The following is a 22,115-nucleotide window of genomic DNA, read 5'->3' as shown; positions in this document are numbered from 1 at the left end:
ACTTGCTTTGAAGACAAAGGAGAGTGTGATGCTAGATTTACTACCCGATTTGTGTGATCGCTTTGGACAGGATGTTCGTTGGCTACCTCTGACAATGCATGACTACGGCGGCAGAAAAGTTTTTTATGGCGAAGTGGTGACTCTGCGCTGCTTCGAGGATAACAGCCTGGTACGGGATATTGTCTCAGAAGACGGCACCGGCAAAGTTTTGTTTATCGATGGTCACGGCTCCTGCAGATTGGCCCTGCTGGGCGATCAGCTGGCCCTGTTAGCCCAGAAGAATCACTGGGAAGGCATCGTGGTGAATGGGGCGGCGCGTGATGTCGGTACTCTGGCTACCATGGATATCGGGGTGAAGGCGCTGGCGACCTGTCCGCTCAAAACGGAGAAAAGGCAAACCGGCGATCGCAATGTCACTCTGACCGTTGCCCATACCATGGTGTATCCGGGGGATATGCTGTATGCCGATCTGAACGGGATTTTGCTGAGCCAGAAGCTGCTGGATCTCTCGTTTCTTGATGCGGAGGAGTAAATTCACCGATAGGCATCCAGTGCTTGTATTCGTTGAGCTAAATGGGCGGAGGGGGCTAGAAGCGAAACCCGATGCCCAGTTGGTAGATTTGTTCCAGTGCCTCGTAGTCGACGGTCGCATGAAGGTTTACCCGCTCGGTGACCTCATACTGGCTCGACACTTCCACTCCCATCACTGTGTCTTTCTGGACGGTTTCAGAGGTTAATGCACTTTGCAGGCTGATTTTCGGCGTAAAGCTGTATTTCACCCCGGAGAGTAGTCCGCGGGTGGCAGCCTGGGCTTGGTTGCCTGATTTAAGACGTGTACTGAGATAGAGCTCGGTGTTATCGCTCAAGGAATAGGCATAGCCGCTGTCGATCTGCCAGACATCGAACTGTTCGGCACTTTTAGACTGGGACGACATAAACCAGCCGGAAGAATCGACATTCTGTCCGATCAGGCTAAATAGTCCTTTTTCTGCTGCTGTTGTTGGTAATGCCACTACCAGCAGGGCAACTGTGATCAGCAAGTTTTTCATTGCGCCACCATCCCTGTGTCTTGTTATTGTTTATGATTCTATTTTTATGCTGTGCTGGTCATAGTCAGCCTTATCAATATTAGGACAGAATTCTTAAGATTGGTACGCATTAATTGCTCTTATGAGATATTAGGCATAGCAATTTTGTTATCCGCTCTGTTATCCGCCCTTTTAGGATCCGTTCCTGGATCTATTTTCTAAGCCGCTGCTTGTTGCTGTAGGGGTAGACGTCCTCATACTGGCCGTTGGTTATATTTTGCTGCAGCTGCTGCCAGTAGCTGGCCTCGAACAGATCGCTGTGAAGCTCATTGAACAAGGTCCTGACGGTCGGGTTGATCAATAGAAATGTCCGAAACTCTTCCGGGAAGACATCATTGACCCCCACGCTGTACCAGGGTTCGGCTGCCATCTCGTCCTCCGGGTAGCGGGGAGGCGGGATCTTGCGGAAGTTCATTTCGGTCATATAGCTAATTTCATCGTAGTCGTAGAACACCACCCGTTTGTGCCGGGTGACGCCAAAGTTTTTAAACAGCATATCGCCGGGGAAAATATTGGCTGCGGCCAATTGCTTGATGGCCTTGCCGTACTCGTCGACCGCATGGCGAAGCTCCTGTTCATTGGCCTGCTCGATATAGATATTAAACGGGATCATGCGCCGCTCGGTATACAGGTGCTTGATAATGATCTGATCATCCTTGACTTTGATGATCGACGGAGCCACCTCGAGCAACTCCTCCAGCAGCTCATCGCTGAACCGGTGACGCTCGAAGGAAAAGTTGCGGTATTCCTGGGTATCGGCCATCCGGCCTACCCGGTCGTGCTCCTTGACCAGTTTGTATTTTTCCCTGACCGTGGCGTGGCAGATATCTTTTTGCGGGGCAAACTTGTCCTTGATGATCTTGAACACAAAGTCATACGAGGGCAGGGTGAACACGGACATCACCATTCCCTTGATCCCCGGGGCCGAAATAAACTGATCGTCGGAGTGTTCTACGTGGTGGAGAAACTCCCGGTATAGCTCGGTTTTGCCATGCTTTTGACAGCCGATAGCGGTATAGAGCTCGGCTTTGGTCTTGTTGGGGATCAGTTCGGCCAGAAAACGGACCAGAGCGGCAGGGGCCGGAGCATAGACCATGAAGTAGGAGCGGGCAAAGCCGAAGATAATGCTGACATTGTCGACATGGAACAGGCAGGCATCGATATACAGCTCCCTGCTGCTGTTATTGAGCACGGGCAATACCAGCGGTACCGTACGGTTATCGTTGAGATAAATCCGGCCGATCAGGTAGGCCGCCTTGTTGCGGAAGAAGGGTTCTCGGATCATTTCTATGACCGGAGCGTTGCCTAGCGTGGAGCCCAGATCGTTTTGCAGCCGCTGGACAATAAGGTCGATATCTCGATTCTTGTCTTCCCAGCTCAAGGTAAACGGGGTGTCGTCCAGCATTCTCTCGAGGACGCTTTTCAGCCCGTTCCCGTTATTGTAGATGCGAGTGAGCGAGGTCGGGTAGGTCGGAATTCGCCCTTCCTGCGAGCTGTGGACGAACAATTTGTCCCGGTTGATATTACGGTGTTCGAAGATCCGGCAGTAGACGGAATTGAAAAAGCTCTCTGCAATGTCATACCGCGGGTAGTCTAACAGGAGATCTTCGTAGGCCGACTTCACCGCCATGAGAAAGGTCCGGTTGGCATAACGCTCGCCGAGCATGATCTGGATTTGGCTGGTGACCAGCCCGACATGGTGATCGTAAAAACTGATCCGTTTTTTGAGAGCCTGATGGACGGCAGGCCAGTTTTGGTTTTCAAAACGTTCCTGGGCACCGGCGGTGACATCCAGGAATCGGCCGTACATGGCATCAAAGCCTTGCAAAATTGTGTGGGCTACTAGCTGTTCCATTACTGCTGCCATTCGGGATCCCTCCGAACTAAAGAGTAGACAGAGAATATAAATCTTCTGTCTCAAATTTGGCTAATTATTATTCATCATAAACACTACTATGCAACGCTGCACGCTTAACTTCAATCTATCCCCTGTTTTTTTATTCCTTTTAGCGATTGATAACGTGGGTGTTTTGTCACCTATTTGTTAGCAGCTTATTCGAGAAATGCAAAAAAGCTTGTTGACTCAGTCAGTGGAATCAGGTAAACGTTAAGTAATACAGAATATTGGCTAAACCTAAGGCTATTATGTTTTCAGCGATCAGCATTACCACCACCATTATTATTACCGGCACCATGCGTGTTGGGGCGGGCTGATACGCATAAGATTTGAAAAAAAGCCCGCACTCAAAAAGTGCGGGCTTTTTTTTACCTTTTAATTTGGAATATTGTTTGCTCACACCAGCGCGAGTTATGCGGATCGGTCGTCAGTGAATCAGGAAGTTGGAGTAGGGAATGCGAGTATTAAAGTTTGGTGGTTCATCATTGGCAGATGCGGACCGTTTTTCACGGGCAGCAGATATCATTGCCAACAATGCCCAGCAGGGCGAGGTATCGGTGGTGTTGTCGGCACCGGGGAAAGTGACCAACAAATTGGTCTCGGTTATTGAAAGCACCGTTAAAACCGGCGAAGCCGAGTTGCAGATTGCGGATCTGGAAGCGGTATTCAAAGAGTTGTTTGCCGGTTTGCTGGAACTGGAGCCTAAGTTCGACAAAGCCTTGCTCGATGCCAAACTGACCAGCTCGCTGGGCCAGCTAAGGCAGTATGTTCATGGCATGAAGCTGTTGGGGCTATGTCCGGATAATGTTTATGCCAAGGTGATCAGCAAGGGTGAGCGCCTGTCCATCGTGGCGATGAAGGCCATGCTTGAGGCCAAGGGCCAGCCTGCTAGCCTGATCAATCCTGTCGAACGCCTGCTGGCGCATGGGGACTACCTCGAAGCCCATGTCGATATCGAAGTCTCGACCAATAACTTCAAGCAAGATCCGCTGGCCGAGGGGCATGTCCATATCATGCCTGGCTTTACTGCCGGTAACGAGAAAGGCGAGCTGGTTACCCTGGGACGAAACGGTTCGGATTACTCCGCGGCCGTACTGGCTGCTTGTCTGCGTGCCGAGTGCTGTGAAATCTGGACCGATGTCGATGGTGTCTACAGCTGCGATCCGCGCCTGGTACCGGATGCCCGACTGCTCAAGTCCCTTAGTTACCAGGAAGCCATGGAGCTGTCTTACTTTGGTGCCTCGGTGCTACACCCGAAAACAATTGCACCGATTGCCCAGTTCCAGATTCCCTGCCTGATCAAAAACAGTTTTAACCCGCAGGGGGCCGGTAGCCTGATTGGCTTGGACACCGGTGAAGACAAGCTCGATATCAAAGGCATCACGACGCTGAAAGATCTGACTATGGTCAATGTCTCTGGTCCGGGGATGAAAGGCATGGTTGGCATGGCGGCGCGGGTCTTTGGTGCGATGTCGGCAGCCAGTGTGTCAATTGTCTTGATTACCCAGTCTTCCTCGGAGTACAGCATCAGCTTCTGTATAGAAAGCGAAGACAAGGCGACTGCGCAGCAGGCCTTGCAGAACAACTTTGAGCTGGAGCTCAAGGAAGGCCTGCTGGAGCCGGTTGAGTTTCTTGATGACTTGGCTATCGTGACCCTGGTTGGTGACGGTATGCGTACTTCTCGCGGTGTGGCCTCGCGTTTCTTCACCTCGCTGGCAGAGGTTGACGTCAATATTATCGCGATTGCGCAGGGTTCGTCGGAGCGCGCCATTTCGGCAGTGATCCCGGTGGCCAAAGTGTCCGAAGCGGTCAAGGCCTGTCACGAGAACCTGTTTAACAGTAAGCATTTCCTCGATGTATTCGTGATCGGTGTCGGCGGTGTCGGCGGCGAGCTGGTGGATCAGGTACGTCGTCAGCAAGAGAAATTGGCTGACAACGGCATTGTGATCCGGGTCTGCGGGCTGGCAAACAGCAGTGGCCTGCTGCTCGACAGCAACGGCCTGCCGCTGGACAACTGGCGTGATCTGATGGGACAGGCCAGCGAGCCGTTGAGCCTGGCACGGATGATCCAGCTGGTTCAGCGTCATCATATTATCAACCCGGTGATCATCGACTGTACCTCCGATCAGGGCATCGCCGAGCAATATGCCGATTACCTGGCGGCCGGATTCCATGTGATCACCCCGAACAAGAAAGCCAATACCGCCAGCATGGCCTACTACCATCAGCTACGGCAGGCTGCGCGTTCGACTCGTCGTAAGTTCATGTATGACACTACGGTGGGTGCAGGTCTGCCGGTTATCGAGAACCTGCAGAATCTGATGGCTGCCGGTGACGAGCTGGAGCGGTTCTCGGGTATTCTGTCTGGCTCATTGTCCTACATCTTCGGTAAGCTGGACGAGGGCATGAGCTTTAGCGAAGCCACAACCGTGGCGCGTAATAACGGCTTTACCGAGCCGGATCCGCGTGATGATCTTTCTGGTATGGATGTTGCGCGTAAACTGTTGATTTTGGCTCGTGAGGCCGGGTTATCATTGGAGCTTGACGATGTCGTTGTCGAGCAGGCGCTGCCACCGGGCTTCGATGCCGAAGGTTCGGTTGATGACTTTATGGCCCGTCTGTCAGAGGCTGATGCTTACTTTGGCCAGCTGTCAGCCGATGCCGCCAAAGAAGGTAAAGTATTGCGCTATGTCGGTGAGATTGACAACGGTTGCTGCTCGGTGAAAATAGCCGCTGTAAATCCGGATGACCCGATGTTTAAAATCAAGGACGGTGAAAATGCCCTGGCATTCTACAGCCGTTACTATCAACCAATTCCTTTGGTACTGCGCGGCTACGGTGCCGGTACCGAAGTGACTGCCGCCGGTGTGTTTGCCGATTTGATGCGTACATTAGGCTGGAAGCTAGGAGTCTAACAATGAGTGTTGTAGTTTATGCGCCAGCATCGATTGGCAATGTGAGTGTCGGTTTTGACGTACTGGGGGCCGCTGTGTCCCCGGTCGATGGCTCCTTGCTTGGCGACCGGGTCAAGGTAGCCGCTGGCGATCAGCCGTTTTCATTGGCGTGCGTGGGGAATTTTGTCGCCAAACTGCCTCAGGTGGCCGAGGAAAACATTGTCTACCGCTGCTGGCAGGTCTATGGTCGCGAGCTGGACAAGAAAGGGCTACAACTTAAGCCCGTTGCTATGACGCTTGAGAAGAACATGCCGATTGGTTCGGGATTGGGCTCCAGTGCCTGCTCGGTAGTTGCCGCGCTGGATGCACTCAACCGTTACCACGATATGCCTCTTGATGAGACAGAGCTGTTGGCATTGATGGGCGAGATGGAGGCGGAGATTTCCGGCAGCCTGCACTATGATAATGTGGCACCATGCTATCTGGGTGGCCTGCAGTTTATGGTGGAAGAGCTGGGGATCATCAGTCAGTCAGTGCCGTGCTTTGATGACTGGTACTGGGTGATGGCCTATCCCGGCATCAAGGTGCCGACGGCAGAGGCGCGGGCGATTTTACCGTCGCAATACCGTCGTCAGGATATCATTGCCCACGGGCGTTATCTGGGCGGTTTTATTCATGCCTGCCACTCGCAGCAGCCGGAACTGGCAGCGACAATGATCAAAGACGTAGTGGCAGAACCGTATCGTGAAAGACTGCTGCCGGGCTTTGCCGAAGCACGCCAGTACGCCCTGGAAGCCGGTGCCCTCGCAAGTGGTATTTCCGGTTCGGGCCCGACCATGTTCAGTGTCTGTAATGACATTGAGGTGGCCAAACGTATTGCACGTTGGCTCGAAGAACATTATGTTCAGAATGAAGATGGATTCGTTCATGTTTGTCGTCTTGACGAGCAGGGATCAAAAGTAACAGGAAGTGAGCTATAACAATGAAGTTGTATAACCTAAAAGAACATCAGGAACAGGTTTCGTTTGGTCAGGCAGTTCGTCAGGGCCTAGGGCGCAACCAGGGACTCTTTTTCCCTTCTGAGCTACCGGAACTGGGCGATGTTGATGCCTTGCTGGAGATGGATTTTGTCAGCCGAAGTAGCAAGATCCTCTCGGCCTTCATTGGTGAAGAGCTTGCTGGCGAAACCGTCTCCCAGATGGTTGGCAATGCCTTTCAGTTCCCGGCTCCGGTTGCCAAGGTGAAAGACGGGGTGTATGCCCTCGAGCTATTCCATGGCCCGACACTGGCGTTCAAGGACTTTGGCGGCCGCTTTATGGCCCAGTCACTGGCGGCAGTCACAGATAGCGACGGCCAGATCACAATTCTTACTGCGACATCGGGTGATACAGGGGCTGCGGTAGCTCACGCCTTCTACGGAATGGGCAACATCAAGGTGGTGATCCTGTATCCGAAAGGCAAGATCAGCCCGCTGCAGGAAAAGCTGTTTTGTACCCTGGGGGGCAATATCAGCACCGTCGCGGTTAACGGTACCTTCGACGATTGCCAGGCGCTGGTGAAGCAGGCATTTGACGACGAAGCTCTGCGTCAGGAAGTGGGCCTTAACTCGGCGAACTCGATCAATATTAGCCGTCTGATGGCCCAGATTTGCTACTACTTCGAGGCGGTATCACAGCTGCCTAAAGCCGAGCGCGACAACCTGGTGGTTGCAGTGCCTAGCGGTAACTTCGGTAACCTCACGGCGGGTTTGCTGGCTAAGTCTCTGGGCTTGCCGGTGAAACGCTTTATTGCGGCGACCAACGTCAACGATACGGTGCCACGTTACCTCCAAAATGGCGAGTGGGCACCGGCACCGACGGTCCCGACGATTTCCAATGCCATGGATGTGAGCCAGCCAAACAACTGGCCGCGTATCGAAGAGCTTTGCAAGCTAAAAGGCTGGGGACTTGGTGAACTGGGCTATGGCGCGGTCACTGATGAGCAGACGGCTGAAACGCTACGCCAGATGGATGCCGAAGGCTACTTGTGTGAACCGCATGGTGCCATTGCCTATCGAATCCTGAACGAGCAGCTTGAAGAGGGCGAAACCGGTATGTTCCTGTGTACGGCCCATCCGGCGAAGTTCAAGGAAGTGGTTGATGAGATCCTTGAAAAAGACATCGATTTGCCGGCACCGTTGGCCAAGCATAACGCCATGGAACTGCTGTCGCTAGAGCGTGACAATGATTTTGAACAGCTGAAGGCGGTGCTGAGAAGCGTTCAGGATTAACATCTATTTATCGCTGTGCGAGCGGGACAACCGGCGCGACAGGATTGAATAAAAAGAAAGGTAGCCGAGGGGAAAATGAGCTTTCCGGCTACCTTTTTTATTACCGTTTTTTATTTTGCGTTATCGACTTTAGCTTTCTTCTTGGACTTGTGGGGCTGATTCTGTCTCAGGCTGGCGCTTGGCAAATTTGTTCACCCACAGGGAAATAGCACCGTCCCCGGTGATGTTACAGGCAGTACCGAAGCTGTCCTGTGCCATATACAGGGCTATCATCAGTGCTAATTCGGCCTCGCCGAAACCCAACATTGTCGACATCAATCCCAGCGCGGCCATCACCGCACCACCCGGCGCACCCGGTGCGGCAATCATTGTAATACCCAGCATCATGATAAACGGCAGCATATCCATCAAAGACGGAATGGCAATATGCTGACTCAGTGCCATGACAGCCGTTGAGCAGGTAACCAGTGTGATGGTCGAGCCTGACAGGTGGATGGTGGCACACAGTGGGATCGTGAAGTTTGCGATAGAGTCATCGACACCGTTTTCCTTAGTCTGGCGCAGGGTAACCGGTATTGTTGCTGCCGAAGACATTGTACCAATCGCGGTGAAATAAGCCGGCAGCATGTTTTTGATCAGTTTCACTGGAGATTGGCCGACGGCCATACCGGTAATTGTGTACTGAATCATGATCCAGACCCAGTGCATGAAAATGGCGAGAGCCAGTACCACCCCGAAGGTTTTCAGTGTGGTAAAGACCGTGCCTTCGGCTGACATTTCGGCAAAGACACCGGCAATATAGAACGGCAGCAACGGAATGATCACCTTGGCCAGTAGCAGGTCGATGACGCCGCGTCCTTCTTCGGCAAGGGCTTTCAGCTGCGTGCTGTTGGTGATGCTGATACCCAGGCCAAACAAGAAGGCGGTTGCCAGGGCTGTCATGACTCCGAAGAGCGGTGGGATTTCCAGGTTGATATAGCTCGCGAGTTTATCCGATGCATCCGAAGCGGCAGCGGCTGGCTCGGGCAGGCCGGCAATAACCAGGCTGGCGACAAGAAAGGCCAAGCTGCCGGCAATGATGGTCGACCCGTATGATAGCGCGACGGTTTTACCTAATAACGAACCGGAGTTTTTTGGCAGGCTGGCAATACCGCTGGTGATGTAGAAAAGGATAATTAGGGGAATTGTGAATCCAATGAGTTGTCCGCCGAGCAGTTTCACTGTGAGCAGGACTCGAATAATTGCATCGGGGGCAAAAAATCCGAGTAGGATACCGACCAAAATACCTGTAATTAGTTTTAGTATTAACTTCATTAAGCTGGCTCCTGAGATGTGTGTTTGAATGACTCCATCAGTTGATATTGTCTACTGAACCAAGAATTGGTATTGGCAGACAATGCTGACAATGTACGCACTTTTTGGTCATAGCGTCTAAGTTTTGGTCAGAAGTGAGAGGTATATATCAAACTTGTTGATTGTTTGTAGTTGAATATAAACTAAACAAAAGAAGGGGAATTGATAAGTTTGGGGCAGAAATGATTTATCGGCGGAGATAAAAAACGGCACCTGAAGTGCCGTTTTATTATCGATTACTTAACAGCGATTATAGGCTGTTAGTAAAGGTACGAGCGATAACATCGCGCTGCTGCTCAGTTGTTAGCGAGTTGAAACGTACCGCATAGCCAGAAACACGGATGGTTAGCTGTGGGTATTTTTCTGGGTGCTTGGCAGCATCTTCCAGTGTTTCGCGCTTAAGAACATTAACGTTCAGGTGCTGACCGCCTTCGATTTTTGCAGGTGCTTCGATTGGCAGCTCGCGGTACTCGATGTCGCCCAGATCAGAAGTAGCTACGATTTGATCGGCCTCGAAACCCGCTTTTGCACTTACGCAACGCGCTTCATTTTTCTCGCCGTCCAGCAGCCAAATTGAATTCAGTAGATCGTCGTTTGCAGCTTTGGTGATTTGAATACCTGTGATCATGACTTACTCCTCCGAAGGATGTCGTTAATTTTTTCGATTTTGTGTCGAGCTGGGTATTATATATCTCGTTAACCCAAAATTGGTATTGATTTAGATCAAAAAACAACAAAAAACCTTTAATTAACTAGGGGTGTTTTCTTGAGCTAGGTCAACTAAGCTTTATATTTATTGGTTATTTATCTGAATTTTATATATTCAAAAATATTTGAATTGATCAAATGTAGTAAAATTACAACAATTTATTGCGTGTACAATCACGGCTGGTCGCAATAATGTGGCCGATATCAGATCATTTTGTAGTGGAAAACGTTTGAAAATAACGCTGTCCGCCAACAACAACGCAGTAGCAGAAGGTAGAGCAATGAAGTTAATTGGGGCGCATGTATCAGCCGCCGGTGGGGTATTTAATGCCCCGCAAAATGCCGCCAACATAGGTGCAAATGCATTTGCACTTTTTACCAAAAATCAGCGCCAGTGGGTTGCCAAGCCGCTGGAGGAAGATGTGATCCTTGCGTTTAAGGCGCGCTGTCAGCAGTACGGGTTTTCACCGGACGCAATTTTGCCCCATGACTCGTACCTGATTAATCTGGGTGCGCCGGAAACAGAGAAGCTGGAAAAGTCGCGTAGTGCGTTCATTGATGAAATGCAGCGCTGCCGGCAACTGGGGCTGACCCTGCTTAACTTCCACCCGGGGAGCCATCTCAAGAAGATCTCCGAGCGTGATTGCCTGGCACTGATTGCCGAGTCGATTAATCTGGCCCATCAGGAAGTTCCTGGCGTTGTCGCTGTGATTGAGAATACCGCCGGCCAGGGCAGCAACCTGGGCTGGCGATTTGAACACCTTGCCGAAATCATTGAGCAGGTCGAAGACAAGACACGGGTCGGGGTGTGTATCGATACCTGCCATACGTTTGCCGCCGGTTACGATCTGCGTACTGAAGCGGCGACCGAGGCAACGTTTGCTGAGTTTGACCAGGTGGTTGGCATGGATTATCTGCGCGGTATGCACCTGAATGACTCTAAGGGAGGGCTGGGCAGCCGACTTGATCGCCACCATAGCCTGGGTGAAGGAGAGATTGGCTGGGACTGTTTTCGGTTTCTGATGCAGGATCAACGTTTTGACGGTATTCCGCTGGTATTGGAGACCATTAATCCGGAGATCTGGCAGCAAGAGATCAATACGCTTCGTTCGTTTGTGCCGCAATAGGCCGGCATCTTTTCGCAGTACGCGGTCGCACCTAAACTGGGCATCTGCCCGTATTGGGTGCGGTTCTCTTCGGTATATAATATAGTTGCTATAAATATAATTCGTTGATTATTAAGTGTTATTTATCGGTATTGATTTTTTGGCATCGATCTTTCATAGCTTGGTATGAACCTAATTTTATTTGTAGAAAGGCCTTGGAGGCTATTATGAATACCGACATGATAATCTTGTATATTGGCTATGCAATGCGGTTTCCCCAGGCGAATCGCCCTGTTCAAGGGCGAGGTCACTGGCGGACACCGACTCAGCACCATAACCATCATACGCCCGAGCAGAAGTAGGCTGTGAGGTGTCAGAGTGATTGCTCCTGAGGGCAGGCCGTATTTCATTATTCGTTGAAAGGGGATTAAAATAAGCGGCTTAGTTTAGTATCAGGAGCAAGCAATGAGCCAAGTGATGACCTGGCAGGCGCTTATCCGCCAAGAGCGGGAGCTGCCTTATTTTCAACATATCGAGCAGTTTGTCGCCGCCGAGCGCGCAGCGGGTAAAGTGATCTTCCCGCCAGAACAAGATGTATTCAGTGCTTTTGATTCCACCCCGTTTGAAGATGTCAGAGTAGTTATACTCGGGCAGGACCCATATCATGGTCCGGATCAGGCTCATGGGTTGAGTTTTTCTGTGCGCCCCGGTATCAAGACACCGCCTTCCTTGGCCAATATGTATAAAGAGCTGGCCACTGATCTTCCTGACTTTTCGATACCGCAGCACGGTTATCTTCAGCACTGGGCACGCCAGGGTGTGTTGCTGCTGAACACTGTCCTTACCGTCGAGCAGGGCAAAGCGCATTCACATGCCAAAATTGGCTGGGAGACGTTTACCGACCGGGTAATTGAAGAGTTGGATCAACAGCTTGACGGGGTGGTTTTTCTGTTATGGGGATCGCATGCACAGAAAAAGGGAAAGAAAATAAACACTGGCAAACACCATGTCCTGACCTCTGCTCACCCCTCTCCGTTGTCAGCTTATCGCGGATTCTTTGGCTGCAAGCATTTCTCCCAGACCAATGTGTTACTTGAGCAGATGAATAAACCAGCAATAGATTGGAAGTTAGAAGATTGTATCTGATTGGGTGGAATGTGAACTTTTTGTAACTAAATTGAATGTTAAGTAATCAGGATCAAAGCGACTTTGCCTAGTTCGGCTTACACTCAAAATAATGTTTAAGGAAGAATATTTGGGAGGGAGCTATGATGTTGGAGAGTATTCACACTGAGCATGGCTATATTAACCGGTTGCTGAACATCCTGAAGCAAAAGCTGGTTGCGATTCAAAATGGCAAGCCGGTGAATTACAGTTTGATTAAAGACATCGTCGAATATTTGCAAAAGCACGCTGAGTGTTGCCATCACCCGAAAGAAGATCTGCTGTATCGCTATTATCAGTCTCATTATGCACATTGTGGCGAAATGCAAAGCCTGGAGGCCGAACATAAGGAATTGGCCAAGCTAACCCATGAGTTCGCCGATGCCGTGGACATGATCTTGATGGATGCGGTGATCCCCCTTGATGTCTTTGCTGAGAAGCTCAACACTTTCGTGGCAAGGCAAAAAGCCCACCTGGAGTTTGAGGAAAAGCATGTTCTTCCCTTGATCCGCAAAACGTTTACCGCTGAAGACTGGATTGCCGTATCGGCTGAATACCAAGAGTGCGATTGTGATCCGCTATTTGGAGACAAGGTGTCAGAGCGTTACCGCAACCTGGCAGAACGATTGAGTGTGTAGCTCGCGACAATTCAGGCAGGCTCCCTGAGCAGCTAGAAAAAAGCACCGGCAAAACACCGGTGCTTTTTAGCGTTGATGGGTGAATTAACCGATATCGATATCGTCGGAATAGTCGCGGAACATATCAATATCTTCTAATTCTTTACGAAGTCTCTGCTTGTCCTTGAGAGCTTCAATTTCACGCCACTTACGTTTGACGGGTTTGCTGCGTGCAGCACGGCGCGGTGTATCTGTTGCAAGAATGTCATCGAATGCAAAGCTATCCATAGAGCACCTCTTTCCTTACCAGATTGGTCACTAATTAAATATCATATCGGCAATTAAAATAAAATTGACCTGTTTCGCATTTGTTATCTAATTATGAACTTTTTATGAGTGCTACTTCGCAGTTAGCATTTAGTTGATTAAAAAATGGTCGATTTTGAACTCAAATGATCGAAGGAAAAGAAGCGCTTTTCAGGCTACCCAAACCGGGCTGCTCTTGAAGAGCATTATCGCTTTCTCAGCCAATATTGATAGGACAAGAAGGTTTAACCGGGGCAGGGCAGAAGAATATGCGGACAGGATAACGAGAAGGCGAAAATAGTGTGCTAGGCCAGGGGGACGGTGTTGTCACTATTCATTGAAATTGTTAATAATTTTCATTTAAGCACTTGAATATAATGCATATCGGCAAGGCGTAAATGTGCTTATATTCCAGTTGTGCATATTGATTTTTAGCCAATATCTTTGCATGATCATATGCCATCTGCAGTGATACAACACTGATAAGCTGCATTCAGGTAGCACATAATCGTGAGGTTTAGCGAATCGTGTACCTGTCATTTACCACATAAAAAAGAACGTCTAAGGTTGTAACAACAGGCAACCCTATTATTTTTTTGATTATATTCAGCACCATTGAAAAATGTGCTGGAAATAGTCCTTTTTATCATTCTCGAGGGGTATACGTGTCAAGCCAGATTTATTTTATAAACGATCTGTTATGGAGCTCCGTGCTCATTTACCTGCTGATTGGGGTGGGTATTTTTTTCACTTATCGCTTGGGGTTTATTCAGTTCAGGCATTTCGGCCATATGTTCAGTGTCATGAAAAACAGCCGTAAATCGGACAAGGCCGGGATTTCTTCCTTCCAAGCACTGTGTACCAGTTTGGCTGCACGGGTGGGAACCGGCAATATGGCCGGTGTTGCGGTGGCTCTGACCCTCGGAGGACCAGGGGCTATTTTCTGGATGTGGCTGATTGCCATGCTGGGAATGGCAACAGCATTTGCCGAGAGTGCGCTGGCACAGCTGTACAAGACACGTGATGATGACGGTAACTACCGGGGCGGGCCAGCCTACTATATGGAAAAAGGCCTCGGCATGCGCTGGATGGGCGTGGTGTTCTCGATTTTCCTGATCATTGCATTCGGGTTGGTGTTTAACTCGGTACAGGCCAACTCCATTACCCAGGCGATGAATGTGGCGTTCGGCTGGAACCCGACTTATGTCGGCGTGGTGCTGGTGCTGATGGCAGGAGTCATCATTTTCGGTGGCCTGCGGGCGATAGCACGTACCGCAGAGATCCTGGTACCGGCAATGGCGCTGTGTTACCTGGTGCTGGCACTCTTTATTATGTTTACCAACCTGGGCAAGCTGCCAGATGTCTTGCTGATGATTTTCCGCAGTGCCTTTGGCCTCGAAGAAGCGGCCTCGGGCGCGCTGGGCTACTCCATTGCCCAGGGCATGATCAATGGCCTGAAGCGTGGCTTGTTCTCCAATGAAGCCGGTATGGGCTCGGCGCCCAATGCAGCAGCATCGGCGACACCCTATCCGCCTCACCCGGCCTCGCAGGGCTATGTGCAGATGCTCGGGGTCTTTATGGATACCATAGTGATCTGCTCGGCAACCGTCGCCATTATTCTGATGTCTGGCGAGTATGTACCACACGGCGAGATCACCGGTATCGAGCTGACACAGCGTGCGCTTAGCTCGCAGGTCGGAAGCTGGGGCTCGGTCTTTATTGCCGTTGCGATCTTTTTCTTTGCTTTCACCTCGCTGGTCGCCAATTACTCGTATGCCGAAACCAACCTGATCTTCCTCGAGCATAACCATAAAGCGGGCCTGACAGTATTTAGGAGCGTGGTGCTGGGGATGGTGATGTTTGGTGCCGTGGCGGATCTTCCGACCGTGTGGGCGATGGCCGATGTCTCGATGGGGATGATGGCGATCATCAACCTGATTGCCATCGTGCTGTTGTCGGGTACCGTGGTAAAGCTGGCCCGGGACTACAACAAGCAGTTGTCGCTGGGTAAAGTGCCGACGTTTGATAGCAACGACTATCCGGAGCTGCATGCCCAGTTGGAAGAAGGGATTTGGGATCAGTCTGACAAACGTTGATTGGTCCTGCCTATCAGAAAAATAACCACAGCCACGCGACTATCGCGTGGTTTTTTTTTGCATCAGTGTTAATCTTTCGTGCAGTTAGCCTTAATGGGAATAAAGCCTTATGTTAATTGTGGTTTCTCCAGCAAAAACACTTGATTACGAATCGCCTCTGGCAACACAGACCTATACCCAGCCAGCGCTGACCGATCATGCCGCCGAGCTTATCGAGGTGTGCCGGGAACTGACACCGATGGACATAGCCAGCCTGATGAAGGTCAGTGACAAAATCGCCGGGTTGAATGCGGCCCGTTTTGCTGAGTGGCAGCCAGAGTTTACGACCGAGAATGCGCGTCAGGCTATTCTGGCCTTCAAAGGCGACGTCTATACCGGACTGGCAGCAGAAACCCTGACTGAAGAAGGTTTTGCCTATGCCCAGCAGCATCTTCGCATGCTATCAGGCTTGTACGGGTTGCTGCGCCCGCTGGATTTGATGCAGCCGTATCGCCTGGAAATGGGAACCAAGCTTGCCAACCCGCGAGGCACCAACCTGTACCAGTTCTGGGGCGATATCATTACCGACAAGCTGAATGCCGCGCTGGCCGAGCAGGGTGACAAGATACTGGTTAACCTGGCCTCGAACGAGTACTTCAAGTCGGTGAAACCGAAGAAGCTGGATGCCCAGCTGATCACCCCGGTATTCAAGGATTGCAAGAACGGCAATTACAAGGTGATTAGCTTCTATGCCAAGAAAGCGCGTGGCATGATGGCCCGCTATATTATTGATAATAAGATTAACTCGGTGGAAGACCTGAAGCAGTTTGATGTGGCGGGGTATTATTTTGTACCGGCGGAATCGACAGACAAAGAGCTGGTCTTTAAGCGCGAGGAGCAGTAGCGAGCAGCCTCGATGACTCGCCAGATAAAGCAAAGGCAGGGAATTCCCTGCCTTTTCTGTATCTATCTGGCTTATTTGCTGTCTGGCTTGGCCGCTTTCTTTTTCTTCTTGGCCACTTTCTTCTGTTTGGCTGCCTTGAGCTTCTTGTCGACTTTCACCTTTTTCTTCTTCACCGTTTTCGCCTTTTTGCTCGCAGGGCGTAATCCGCTGATAAATCGCTCCGGCACTTCTTCTTTCATATAGCGACTGACACGCTCGATCATTGGCTGATCGTGCGCTTCAATTAGCGAGATCGCATTGCCTTTCTTACCTGCGCGGGCGGTACGGCCGATACGGTGCAGGTAGACGTCGGCAGTACGCGGCATGTCAAAGTTGATGACATGGCTTACGTCCGGCAGGTCAATACCACGGGCGGCGACATCCGTTGCCAGCAGAACGTTGACTTCGCCATCGCGGAAGCGGGCAATCGCATTGTTGCGCGAAGCCTGCGCCATTTCACCCTGGATCCAGCTGCATTTGATATTCATGGCTGCCAGCTGATCACGCAATGCAGCCAGGCGCTCACGGGTTTTGATAAAGACGATGCTGCGCTCGGCCTGCTGGTTGAGGATGTTCTCAAGCAATGCCAGCTTGTGAGGCATATCATCACAGCGCAGGTAGAGCTGGTGAATTTTCTTGCGCTCGCGGCGAGACGGTTCGGCGTTGACTTCCACGGGATCGGTCAGAATCGTGGTCGAAAACTCGCGTACGCCCTTGCCTTCGAGGGTGGCTGAGAACAACAGGCTCTGGCGACGCCAGCGGCATTCATTGTTGATGCGCTCGACAACTTTGCCGAAGCCCATATCCAGCATTCGATCAGCTTCGTCCAGGATCAGGCATTCAATCGCCCGGCAGTCAAAGCGTTCGGCCTCGATGTATTCCATCAGGCGTCCCGGCGTGGCTACCACGATGTCCTGGGTCTTGCCTAGCAGCTCCGCATGCTCGTCGTAGGAGATACCGCCAGTGATGGTGAAGATTTTCTGGTTGGTATATTTCGCCAGGGCACGGGCCTGATCGGCTACCTGGATCGCCAGCTCTCGGGTCGGGGTTAGTACCAGTACACGAGCTGGTCCCGGTTTTTTGCGCGGGAAGTCCTGAAGATGCTGAAGCATAGGCAGAAGAAAGGCGGCCGTTTTTCCGGTACCGGTCGGAGCGGAAGCAAGAACGTCTCTACCGTCCAGGGCATGAGGGATGGCCTGGGCTTGAACTACGGTCGGACGGTTATAGCCGATTTCTTCAATCGCTGTTAATAGCTCGCTATCTAACTCTAATTCGGTAAAGTCTCTCACCAGTCATCTCTCCTCGGGACTAAGACTAACGCCAGCCATTACTCGAAAACATGCGGAGAGTAATGGTACGAGGCATTGATATAAGGGGCGGCATTATAGAGATTATTGCCGCAAGTATCACCGATTAAAATATAAAAACTTCGGAATAAAGTCATCTTGCCACAGGGCGCCCCGGCAATATGGTCAAAGCTTAAGGTAGAAATCACGGGTTAGGGCGGAGAATTGCTCGGAATACTGCCCCTGGTGATGGATGGAGAGCTGCTCAGTCTCCCGGTCGCCCGGCTGGCGAGAAAGGGTGATGAGCAGACGGCTGACAGGCTTTTTCTCCGTACTGCGGACTTCGCATAACCGGCGGCAGGAGAGTTGGTATGCCGGTGCCAGTTTGACTAACTGCCGGCCTTCGAACTCGGGAAGGATCAGGTTGGCCGAGCCGGTATCACAGAGCAAGTGGCGGATCGTAGCCAGTAGTGCCGGGTGGGACAGGCTGTCGGTATGACGGGCTGTCGCTCTGGATTGGCTGTCAGCTTTCAAGCCCGAGTTAAAATACGGCGGGTTGCAGACGATAGTATTAAAGTTGCCGCTTGGTTGCCGGGCTGCCCAGCTCTCGACATCTTGCTCAATGCACTCCAGGCGCGTTGACCACGGTGACTGGGTGAAATTCTGATTGGCGGCCTTAGCGGCTGTAGGATCAATTTCGATAGCCACGACCTGTGGTGCGGTAGCGGCGGTGCGCTGGGCGGCTATCAGTGCCAGCAGGCCGCTGCCTGTGCCAATATCGAGGATCTGGCCGTGCCGGCTGAGCTCTGCCCAGGCTCCCAGCAGCACCCCGTCGGTACTGACTGGCATGCCGCAGCCAAAATCATCAACGTGGAACTGTTTGAAAGTAAAGCCCTTCGCCATTTTATCTCCGCTAAGTTAAGTCATTTCACCTGAGCAGCATTATAGCCAGAAGTGTGCAACGGCAGAATTTTTTAATTTTGTTAATTTGTTGTTGCTTAGCTATTAATGCTATTTTTTATCTTTTTAATAACCGTTATTTCTTGGTGGTATGTTTTTCATTTGGCTTTCAAATTGGTTTGTTATGCTGGTTTTTGAGGTGACAAGCCAAAGATTGTGGTGTTTTTGACTGGGTGGTTGCTTATTGTTCTCTTTTTCTTCATTATGCTGCGATACATGTCACATTTAGCAATAAGTAAATTGTGACAAATAATTCTAAATACGCAGACACAACATATACAGACAGAGTGGAAGGTGCAGTTTGAAAAAAACACTCAAAACAACAGACATACTAGCGTTAGGTTTTATGACCTTCGCGTTCTTTTTAGGGGCTGGTAATATCATTTTCCCACCTCAGGCAGGTCAACAAGCCGGTGAACATTTAGTTCCTGCTATGCTTGGCTTCCTTTCGACGGGGGTTAGCTTACCGCTTATCGCTATTATTGCCGTAGCATTGGCTGGTGGTTGGAAAGGCCTGACCCGTGATTTGCCGTCCAAGGCAGCAACGCTGCTTGCGGTATTGATTTTTATCGTTATAGGTCCTGCATTCGCAGCACCGCGTGCTGGTCTCGTAGCTTACGAGATGGGTGTGAAACCGTTTATTGCAGATGCCGGTCAGCTTAGCCTAACTATTTTCTCTATTGTCTTTTTTGCTATCGCTCTGTTTCTCTCTCGCTCGCGCGGCAACTTGGTCGATATGGTTGGTAAGTTCCTGACCCCGATTTTGTTTGTTGCCCTTGTTGCTCTGGCTATCGCTGTTGTGGTTAATCCACAAGATGCTATTGAAGCGGCGAAAGGCGATTACATCGAAATGCCATTCATTAAAGGTTTCGTTGAAGGTTACAACACGCTAGATGCTGTTGCTGCCTTGCTGTTTGGTATGGTGATTGTTGATGCGGTTCGTAGTAAAGGCGTGACGGATGAGACGGCGACACGTAAGTATCTTATTTGTGCAGGTTTGATTGCTGCTGCAGGCCTGGCTTTTGTTTACGTATCACTGTTCTATCTTGGTGCTACAAGTGTTGAAATAGCCGCGAATGCCGCGAACGGTGGCGATATTCTAGCGATTTATGTTGCAGCACTGTTTGGTCCTGCCGGACAGATGATTTTGTCACTGATCGTTTTATTGGCTTGTTTGACGACAGTTGTTGGTCTGATAAGTGCTTGTTCCGAGTACTTCTCGACACTAACTAGTTGGTCATACGAGAAATGGGTAACAGTACTTGCTGTGATTTGCTGTGTGGTAGCCAATGTAGGTTTGAACCAGTTAATCAAAATTTCCTTACCAGCATTGTTTGCTTTGTATCCGATTGCGATGGCTTTGGTTATTTTAACGTTTATCCGTCGGTGGTTGCCGAATCCAGCATTGTCATACCGAGTGGTTATGTTGGTAGCGTTGTCATTCAGCATGATTGATGCTGCTAAGGTGTCAGGCTTTGATGTTACGGCATTTAAAATTATTCCGTTATTTGACTACGGTATGGCATGGTTGCTTCCAACCACAATTGCTTTGGTAATTACACGCTTTGTGGGTGGTTCTTCTATCCAGGCAGAACAACAGACGGCTTAATTAGTCTGTTGAAAAACACTACGGGATGCCAATGGCATCCCGTTTTTTTTGGAGGCGAGGCGGATTACAGCGTTTCGCTGTATTCTGTTAGAATTTGCTCGCACCACTGGGTGATACGGTCGTCGCTGAGTTCATACTGGCTGTCCTCGTCCAGAGCCAGGCCGACAAAGAACTTGTGGTCTTCGGTCAGGGCCTTTGAGGCTTCAAACTGATAGCCCTCGTTGGGCCAGTAGCCGACAAAGTGTGCACCGGTAGGAACCAGCTTGTCGTGCAGCATGCCCATCGCATCGAGGAACCACTCTGTATAGCCTTCCTGATCGCCGAGCCCGAACAGGGCAATTGTCTTGCCTTCCAGTTTCAGCCCGTCAAGCTGCTCCCAGACCGCTTCCCAGTCTTCCTGCAGCTCACCGAAATCCCATGTCGAGATACCCAGGATCAGCATGTCGAAATCGTTCATGGTGCTGAGCGCTGCTTCCTTGATGTTATGCAGTTCGACCAGCTCCGCGCCGATACAGTCACGGATTTTTTCTGATGCCATTTCGGTGTAACAGGTGGTTGAGCCGTAGAATAAGCCAATTTTCATGCTGCTAGTCCAGTTGGTTTTTGCATTAGAACAATAGCGTGGATTTTACCTAGGTTAACGCCCGTTGACTAATTCTGTGTAGGGCCTGCCGGCGTCAGGCTGGGAATAAGCGGTTTTGTCAATCTAGGTGCCGGGCAATTCGTGGTTAAATGACAAGTTACTTTTGTCCTGAAATAGACTACTATGGCACAAACTACTGTGTATTTATCCATGTGTTAGTTGGATGGATTAGTCGATTGGTTAGAGGTTGTGGTGGAAAACGACGAAACGCTCATTGAACGCTTTCTTGATGCAATGTGGATGGAACGGGGGCTATCTGACAATACCCTGGCTTCGTACCGCAATGACCTGAGCAAGCTGTGCCGCTGGATCGAGCAGGAAAAACTGAGCCTGGAAAAGGTGTCGGTCGATGATTTGCAGCGTTACCAGCAATGGTTGTTTGATGCTGACTATAAGCAGACTTCCAGGGCGAGGATGGTGTCTGCCATTCGGCGGCTGTACCAATACCTCCACCGGGAGAAAATTCGCGAGGATGATCCCAGCGCGATGCTGGTCAGTCCGAAACTGCCCAAGCGCCTGCCGAAAGATATTAGCGAAGAACAGGTGGATGCACTGCTGGATGCGCCCGATCCCAACGATCCGATAGAACTGCGGGACAAGGCGATGCTGGAGTTGCTCTATGCTACCGGACTGCGTGTGACCGAGCTGGTCAGCCTGACGATGGAAAATGTCAGCCTGCGTCAGGGCGTGGTGCGCGTCACCGGTAAAGGCGGCAAAGAGCGGCTGGTGCCGATGGGGGAAAATGCTGTCGACTGGATTGAACAGTTTATCGAGAGTGGTCGTCCGCAGCTGCTGGGCGAGAAAAGTTCCGATGTCGTCTTTCCCAGTAAGCGTGCCAAGCAGATGACCCGGCAGACTTTCTGGCACCGGATCAAACACTATGCCGTACTGGCGGGTATCGATTCGGATAAGTTGTCACCCCATGTAATGCGCCATGCTTTTGCCACACACTTGCTCAATTACGGGGCAGATCTGCGGGTAGTTCAGATGTTGCTTGGCCACAGCGATCTCTCGACGACACAAATCTATACCCATGTGGCGACAGAACGCCTCAAGCAGCTGCATGAAACCCATCACCCGCGGGCATAATAATCATCCATAGGGGGAAAGCGGTAAAATACGATATACTGGTTGCTTATCACTTGGGGTCGTTATACTGGAAGAGTCGATTTATTATTTGAACTCTGAAAGATTTCT

The 22,115-nt window shown here is 50.7% G+C and carries 20 protein-coding genes and 1 other annotated feature; of the genes, 12 read left to right on the top strand and 8 right to left on the bottom strand.

What is annotated here, in order from left to right:
* Positions 1-28: 28 nt before the first annotated feature.
* Positions 29-532, top strand: a complete 504-nt coding sequence (locus tag L4D19_RS24215; protein WP_428454583.1) for a putative 4-hydroxy-4-methyl-2-oxoglutarate aldolase — start codon at positions 29-31, stop codon at positions 530-532.
* 55 nt (positions 533-587) lie between these two features.
* Here L4D19_RS24215 and L4D19_RS24210 read toward each other — a convergent pair whose 3' ends face one another.
* Together L4D19_RS24210 and aceK are read right to left on the bottom strand one after the other, a co-directional pair.
* The gene (locus L4D19_RS24210; RefSeq protein ID WP_160649558.1) at positions 588-1,049 is read right to left on the bottom strand and encodes a hypothetical protein; all 462 of its coding nucleotides are present in this window, start codon (positions 1,047-1,049) and stop codon (positions 588-590) included.
* A gap of 190 nt (positions 1,050-1,239) precedes the next feature.
* Positions 1,240-2,955 carry a bifunctional isocitrate dehydrogenase kinase/phosphatase gene (aceK, locus tag L4D19_RS24205; protein ID WP_428454582.1) on the bottom strand — a complete coding sequence of 572 codons (1,716 nt, stop codon included), beginning with the start codon at positions 2,953-2,955 and terminating at the stop codon, positions 1,240-1,242.
* 288 nt (positions 2,956-3,243) lie between these two features.
* Positions 3,244-3,356, top strand: a sequence feature (Thr leader region).
* Between the two features lie 84 nt (positions 3,357-3,440).
* Between aceK and thrA the strand changes: the two genes are divergently transcribed.
* From thrA to thrC, 3 genes are read left to right on the top strand one after another with little or no spacing between them, the layout of a single operon-like run.
* Entirely contained in the window at positions 3,441-5,900 is a 2,460-nt protein-coding gene (gene thrA / locus L4D19_RS24200) for a bifunctional aspartate kinase/homoserine dehydrogenase I (RefSeq protein WP_428454581.1), read from the top strand.
* A gap of 2 nt (positions 5,901-5,902) precedes the next feature.
* The gene (thrB, locus tag L4D19_RS24195) at positions 5,903-6,859 is read left to right on the top strand and encodes a homoserine kinase (protein WP_160649564.1); all 957 of its coding nucleotides are present in this window, start codon (positions 5,903-5,905) and stop codon (positions 6,857-6,859) included.
* Between the two features lie 2 nt (positions 6,860-6,861).
* On the top strand, positions 6,862-8,148 hold the full coding sequence (thrC, locus tag L4D19_RS24190) for a threonine synthase (RefSeq protein WP_428454580.1): 1,287 nt from the start codon (positions 6,862-6,864) through the stop codon (positions 8,146-8,148).
* Between the two features lie 129 nt (positions 8,149-8,277).
* Here thrC and L4D19_RS24185 read toward each other — a convergent pair whose 3' ends face one another.
* Together L4D19_RS24185 and grcA are read right to left on the bottom strand one after the other, a co-directional pair.
* Complete coding sequence (locus tag L4D19_RS24185; RefSeq protein WP_428454579.1) at positions 8,278-9,462, bottom strand: dicarboxylate/amino acid:cation symporter; 1,185 nt, start codon at positions 9,460-9,462, stop codon at positions 8,278-8,280.
* Between the two features lie 289 nt (positions 9,463-9,751).
* The gene (grcA, locus tag L4D19_RS24180; RefSeq protein WP_075762571.1) at positions 9,752-10,129 is read right to left on the bottom strand and encodes an autonomous glycyl radical cofactor GrcA; all 378 of its coding nucleotides are present in this window, start codon (positions 10,127-10,129) and stop codon (positions 9,752-9,754) included.
* Between the two features lie 361 nt (positions 10,130-10,490).
* On the opposite strand from grcA, the gene nfo reads away from it, so the two are divergent.
* From nfo to L4D19_RS24160, 4 genes are all read left to right on the top strand, one after another.
* A complete protein-coding gene (gene nfo, locus L4D19_RS24175; RefSeq protein ID WP_428454578.1) occupies positions 10,491-11,336 on the top strand; it encodes a deoxyribonuclease IV in 846 nt (281 codons plus the stop codon).
* Positions 11,337-11,542: 206 nt separating this feature from the next.
* Positions 11,543-11,677, top strand: coding sequence for a hypothetical protein (locus L4D19_RS24170; protein WP_428454577.1), 135 nt, complete (start codon positions 11,543-11,545; stop codon positions 11,675-11,677).
* A 103-nt stretch (positions 11,678-11,780) separates the two neighbouring features.
* The gene (gene ung, locus L4D19_RS24165) at positions 11,781-12,461 is read left to right on the top strand and encodes a uracil-DNA glycosylase (protein WP_428454576.1); all 681 of its coding nucleotides are present in this window, start codon (positions 11,781-11,783) and stop codon (positions 12,459-12,461) included.
* Between the two features lie 122 nt (positions 12,462-12,583).
* On the top strand, positions 12,584-13,117 hold the full coding sequence (locus L4D19_RS24160; protein WP_160649574.1) for a hemerythrin domain-containing protein: 534 nt from the start codon (positions 12,584-12,586) through the stop codon (positions 13,115-13,117).
* 84 nt (positions 13,118-13,201) lie between these two features.
* Here the strand turns inward: L4D19_RS24160 and L4D19_RS24155 are convergent, their stop codons facing one another.
* A complete protein-coding gene (locus tag L4D19_RS24155) occupies positions 13,202-13,384 on the bottom strand; it encodes a DUF3545 family protein (protein WP_160649576.1) in 183 nt (60 codons plus the stop codon).
* 683 nt (positions 13,385-14,067) lie between these two features.
* Between L4D19_RS24155 and L4D19_RS24150 the strand changes: the two genes are divergently transcribed.
* Both L4D19_RS24150 and yaaA read left to right on the top strand, forming a co-directional pair.
* On the top strand, positions 14,068-15,498 hold the full coding sequence (locus tag L4D19_RS24150) for an alanine/glycine:cation symporter family protein (RefSeq protein ID WP_428454575.1): 1,431 nt from the start codon (positions 14,068-14,070) through the stop codon (positions 15,496-15,498).
* Between the two features lie 109 nt (positions 15,499-15,607).
* The gene (gene yaaA / locus L4D19_RS24145) at positions 15,608-16,381 is read left to right on the top strand and encodes a peroxide stress protein YaaA (protein ID WP_075762565.1); all 774 of its coding nucleotides are present in this window, start codon (positions 15,608-15,610) and stop codon (positions 16,379-16,381) included.
* A gap of 71 nt (positions 16,382-16,452) precedes the next feature.
* Here the strand turns inward: yaaA and srmB are convergent, their stop codons facing one another.
* Positions 16,453-17,709: an ATP-dependent RNA helicase SrmB gene (gene srmB, locus L4D19_RS24140; RefSeq protein WP_428454574.1), complete on the bottom strand. Its 1,257-nt coding sequence runs from the start codon at positions 17,707-17,709 to the stop codon at positions 16,453-16,455.
* A 183-nt stretch (positions 17,710-17,892) separates the two neighbouring features.
* The gene (locus L4D19_RS24135) at positions 17,893-18,609 is read right to left on the bottom strand and encodes a tRNA1(Val) (adenine(37)-N6)-methyltransferase (RefSeq protein ID WP_160649581.1); all 717 of its coding nucleotides are present in this window, start codon (positions 18,607-18,609) and stop codon (positions 17,893-17,895) included.
* Between the two features lie 358 nt (positions 18,610-18,967).
* On the opposite strand from L4D19_RS24135, the gene brnQ reads away from it, so the two are divergent.
* Positions 18,968-20,275, top strand: coding sequence for a branched-chain amino acid transport system II carrier protein (gene brnQ, locus L4D19_RS24130; RefSeq protein ID WP_128785312.1), 1,308 nt, complete (start codon positions 18,968-18,970; stop codon positions 20,273-20,275).
* Positions 20,276-20,339: 64 nt separating this feature from the next.
* Here the strand turns inward: brnQ and fldB are convergent, their stop codons facing one another.
* The gene (gene fldB / locus L4D19_RS24125) at positions 20,340-20,858 is read right to left on the bottom strand and encodes a flavodoxin FldB (protein WP_075762561.1); all 519 of its coding nucleotides are present in this window, start codon (positions 20,856-20,858) and stop codon (positions 20,340-20,342) included.
* A 252-nt stretch (positions 20,859-21,110) separates the two neighbouring features.
* Here fldB and xerD point away from each other — a divergent pair, with 252 nt between their 5' ends.
* Positions 21,111-22,007, top strand: a complete 897-nt coding sequence (xerD, locus tag L4D19_RS24120; RefSeq protein ID WP_075762560.1) for a site-specific tyrosine recombinase XerD — start codon at positions 21,111-21,113, stop codon at positions 22,005-22,007.
* The last annotated feature ends 108 nt before the right edge of the window (positions 22,008-22,115 follow it).

The sequence above is a fragment of the Photobacterium kasasachensis genome (genome assembly GCF_050336885.1).
Classification (GTDB): Bacteria; Pseudomonadota; Gammaproteobacteria; order Enterobacterales; family Vibrionaceae; genus Photobacterium; species Photobacterium kasasachensis.
This window is presented reverse-complemented; position numbering and strand designations above follow the sequence as displayed.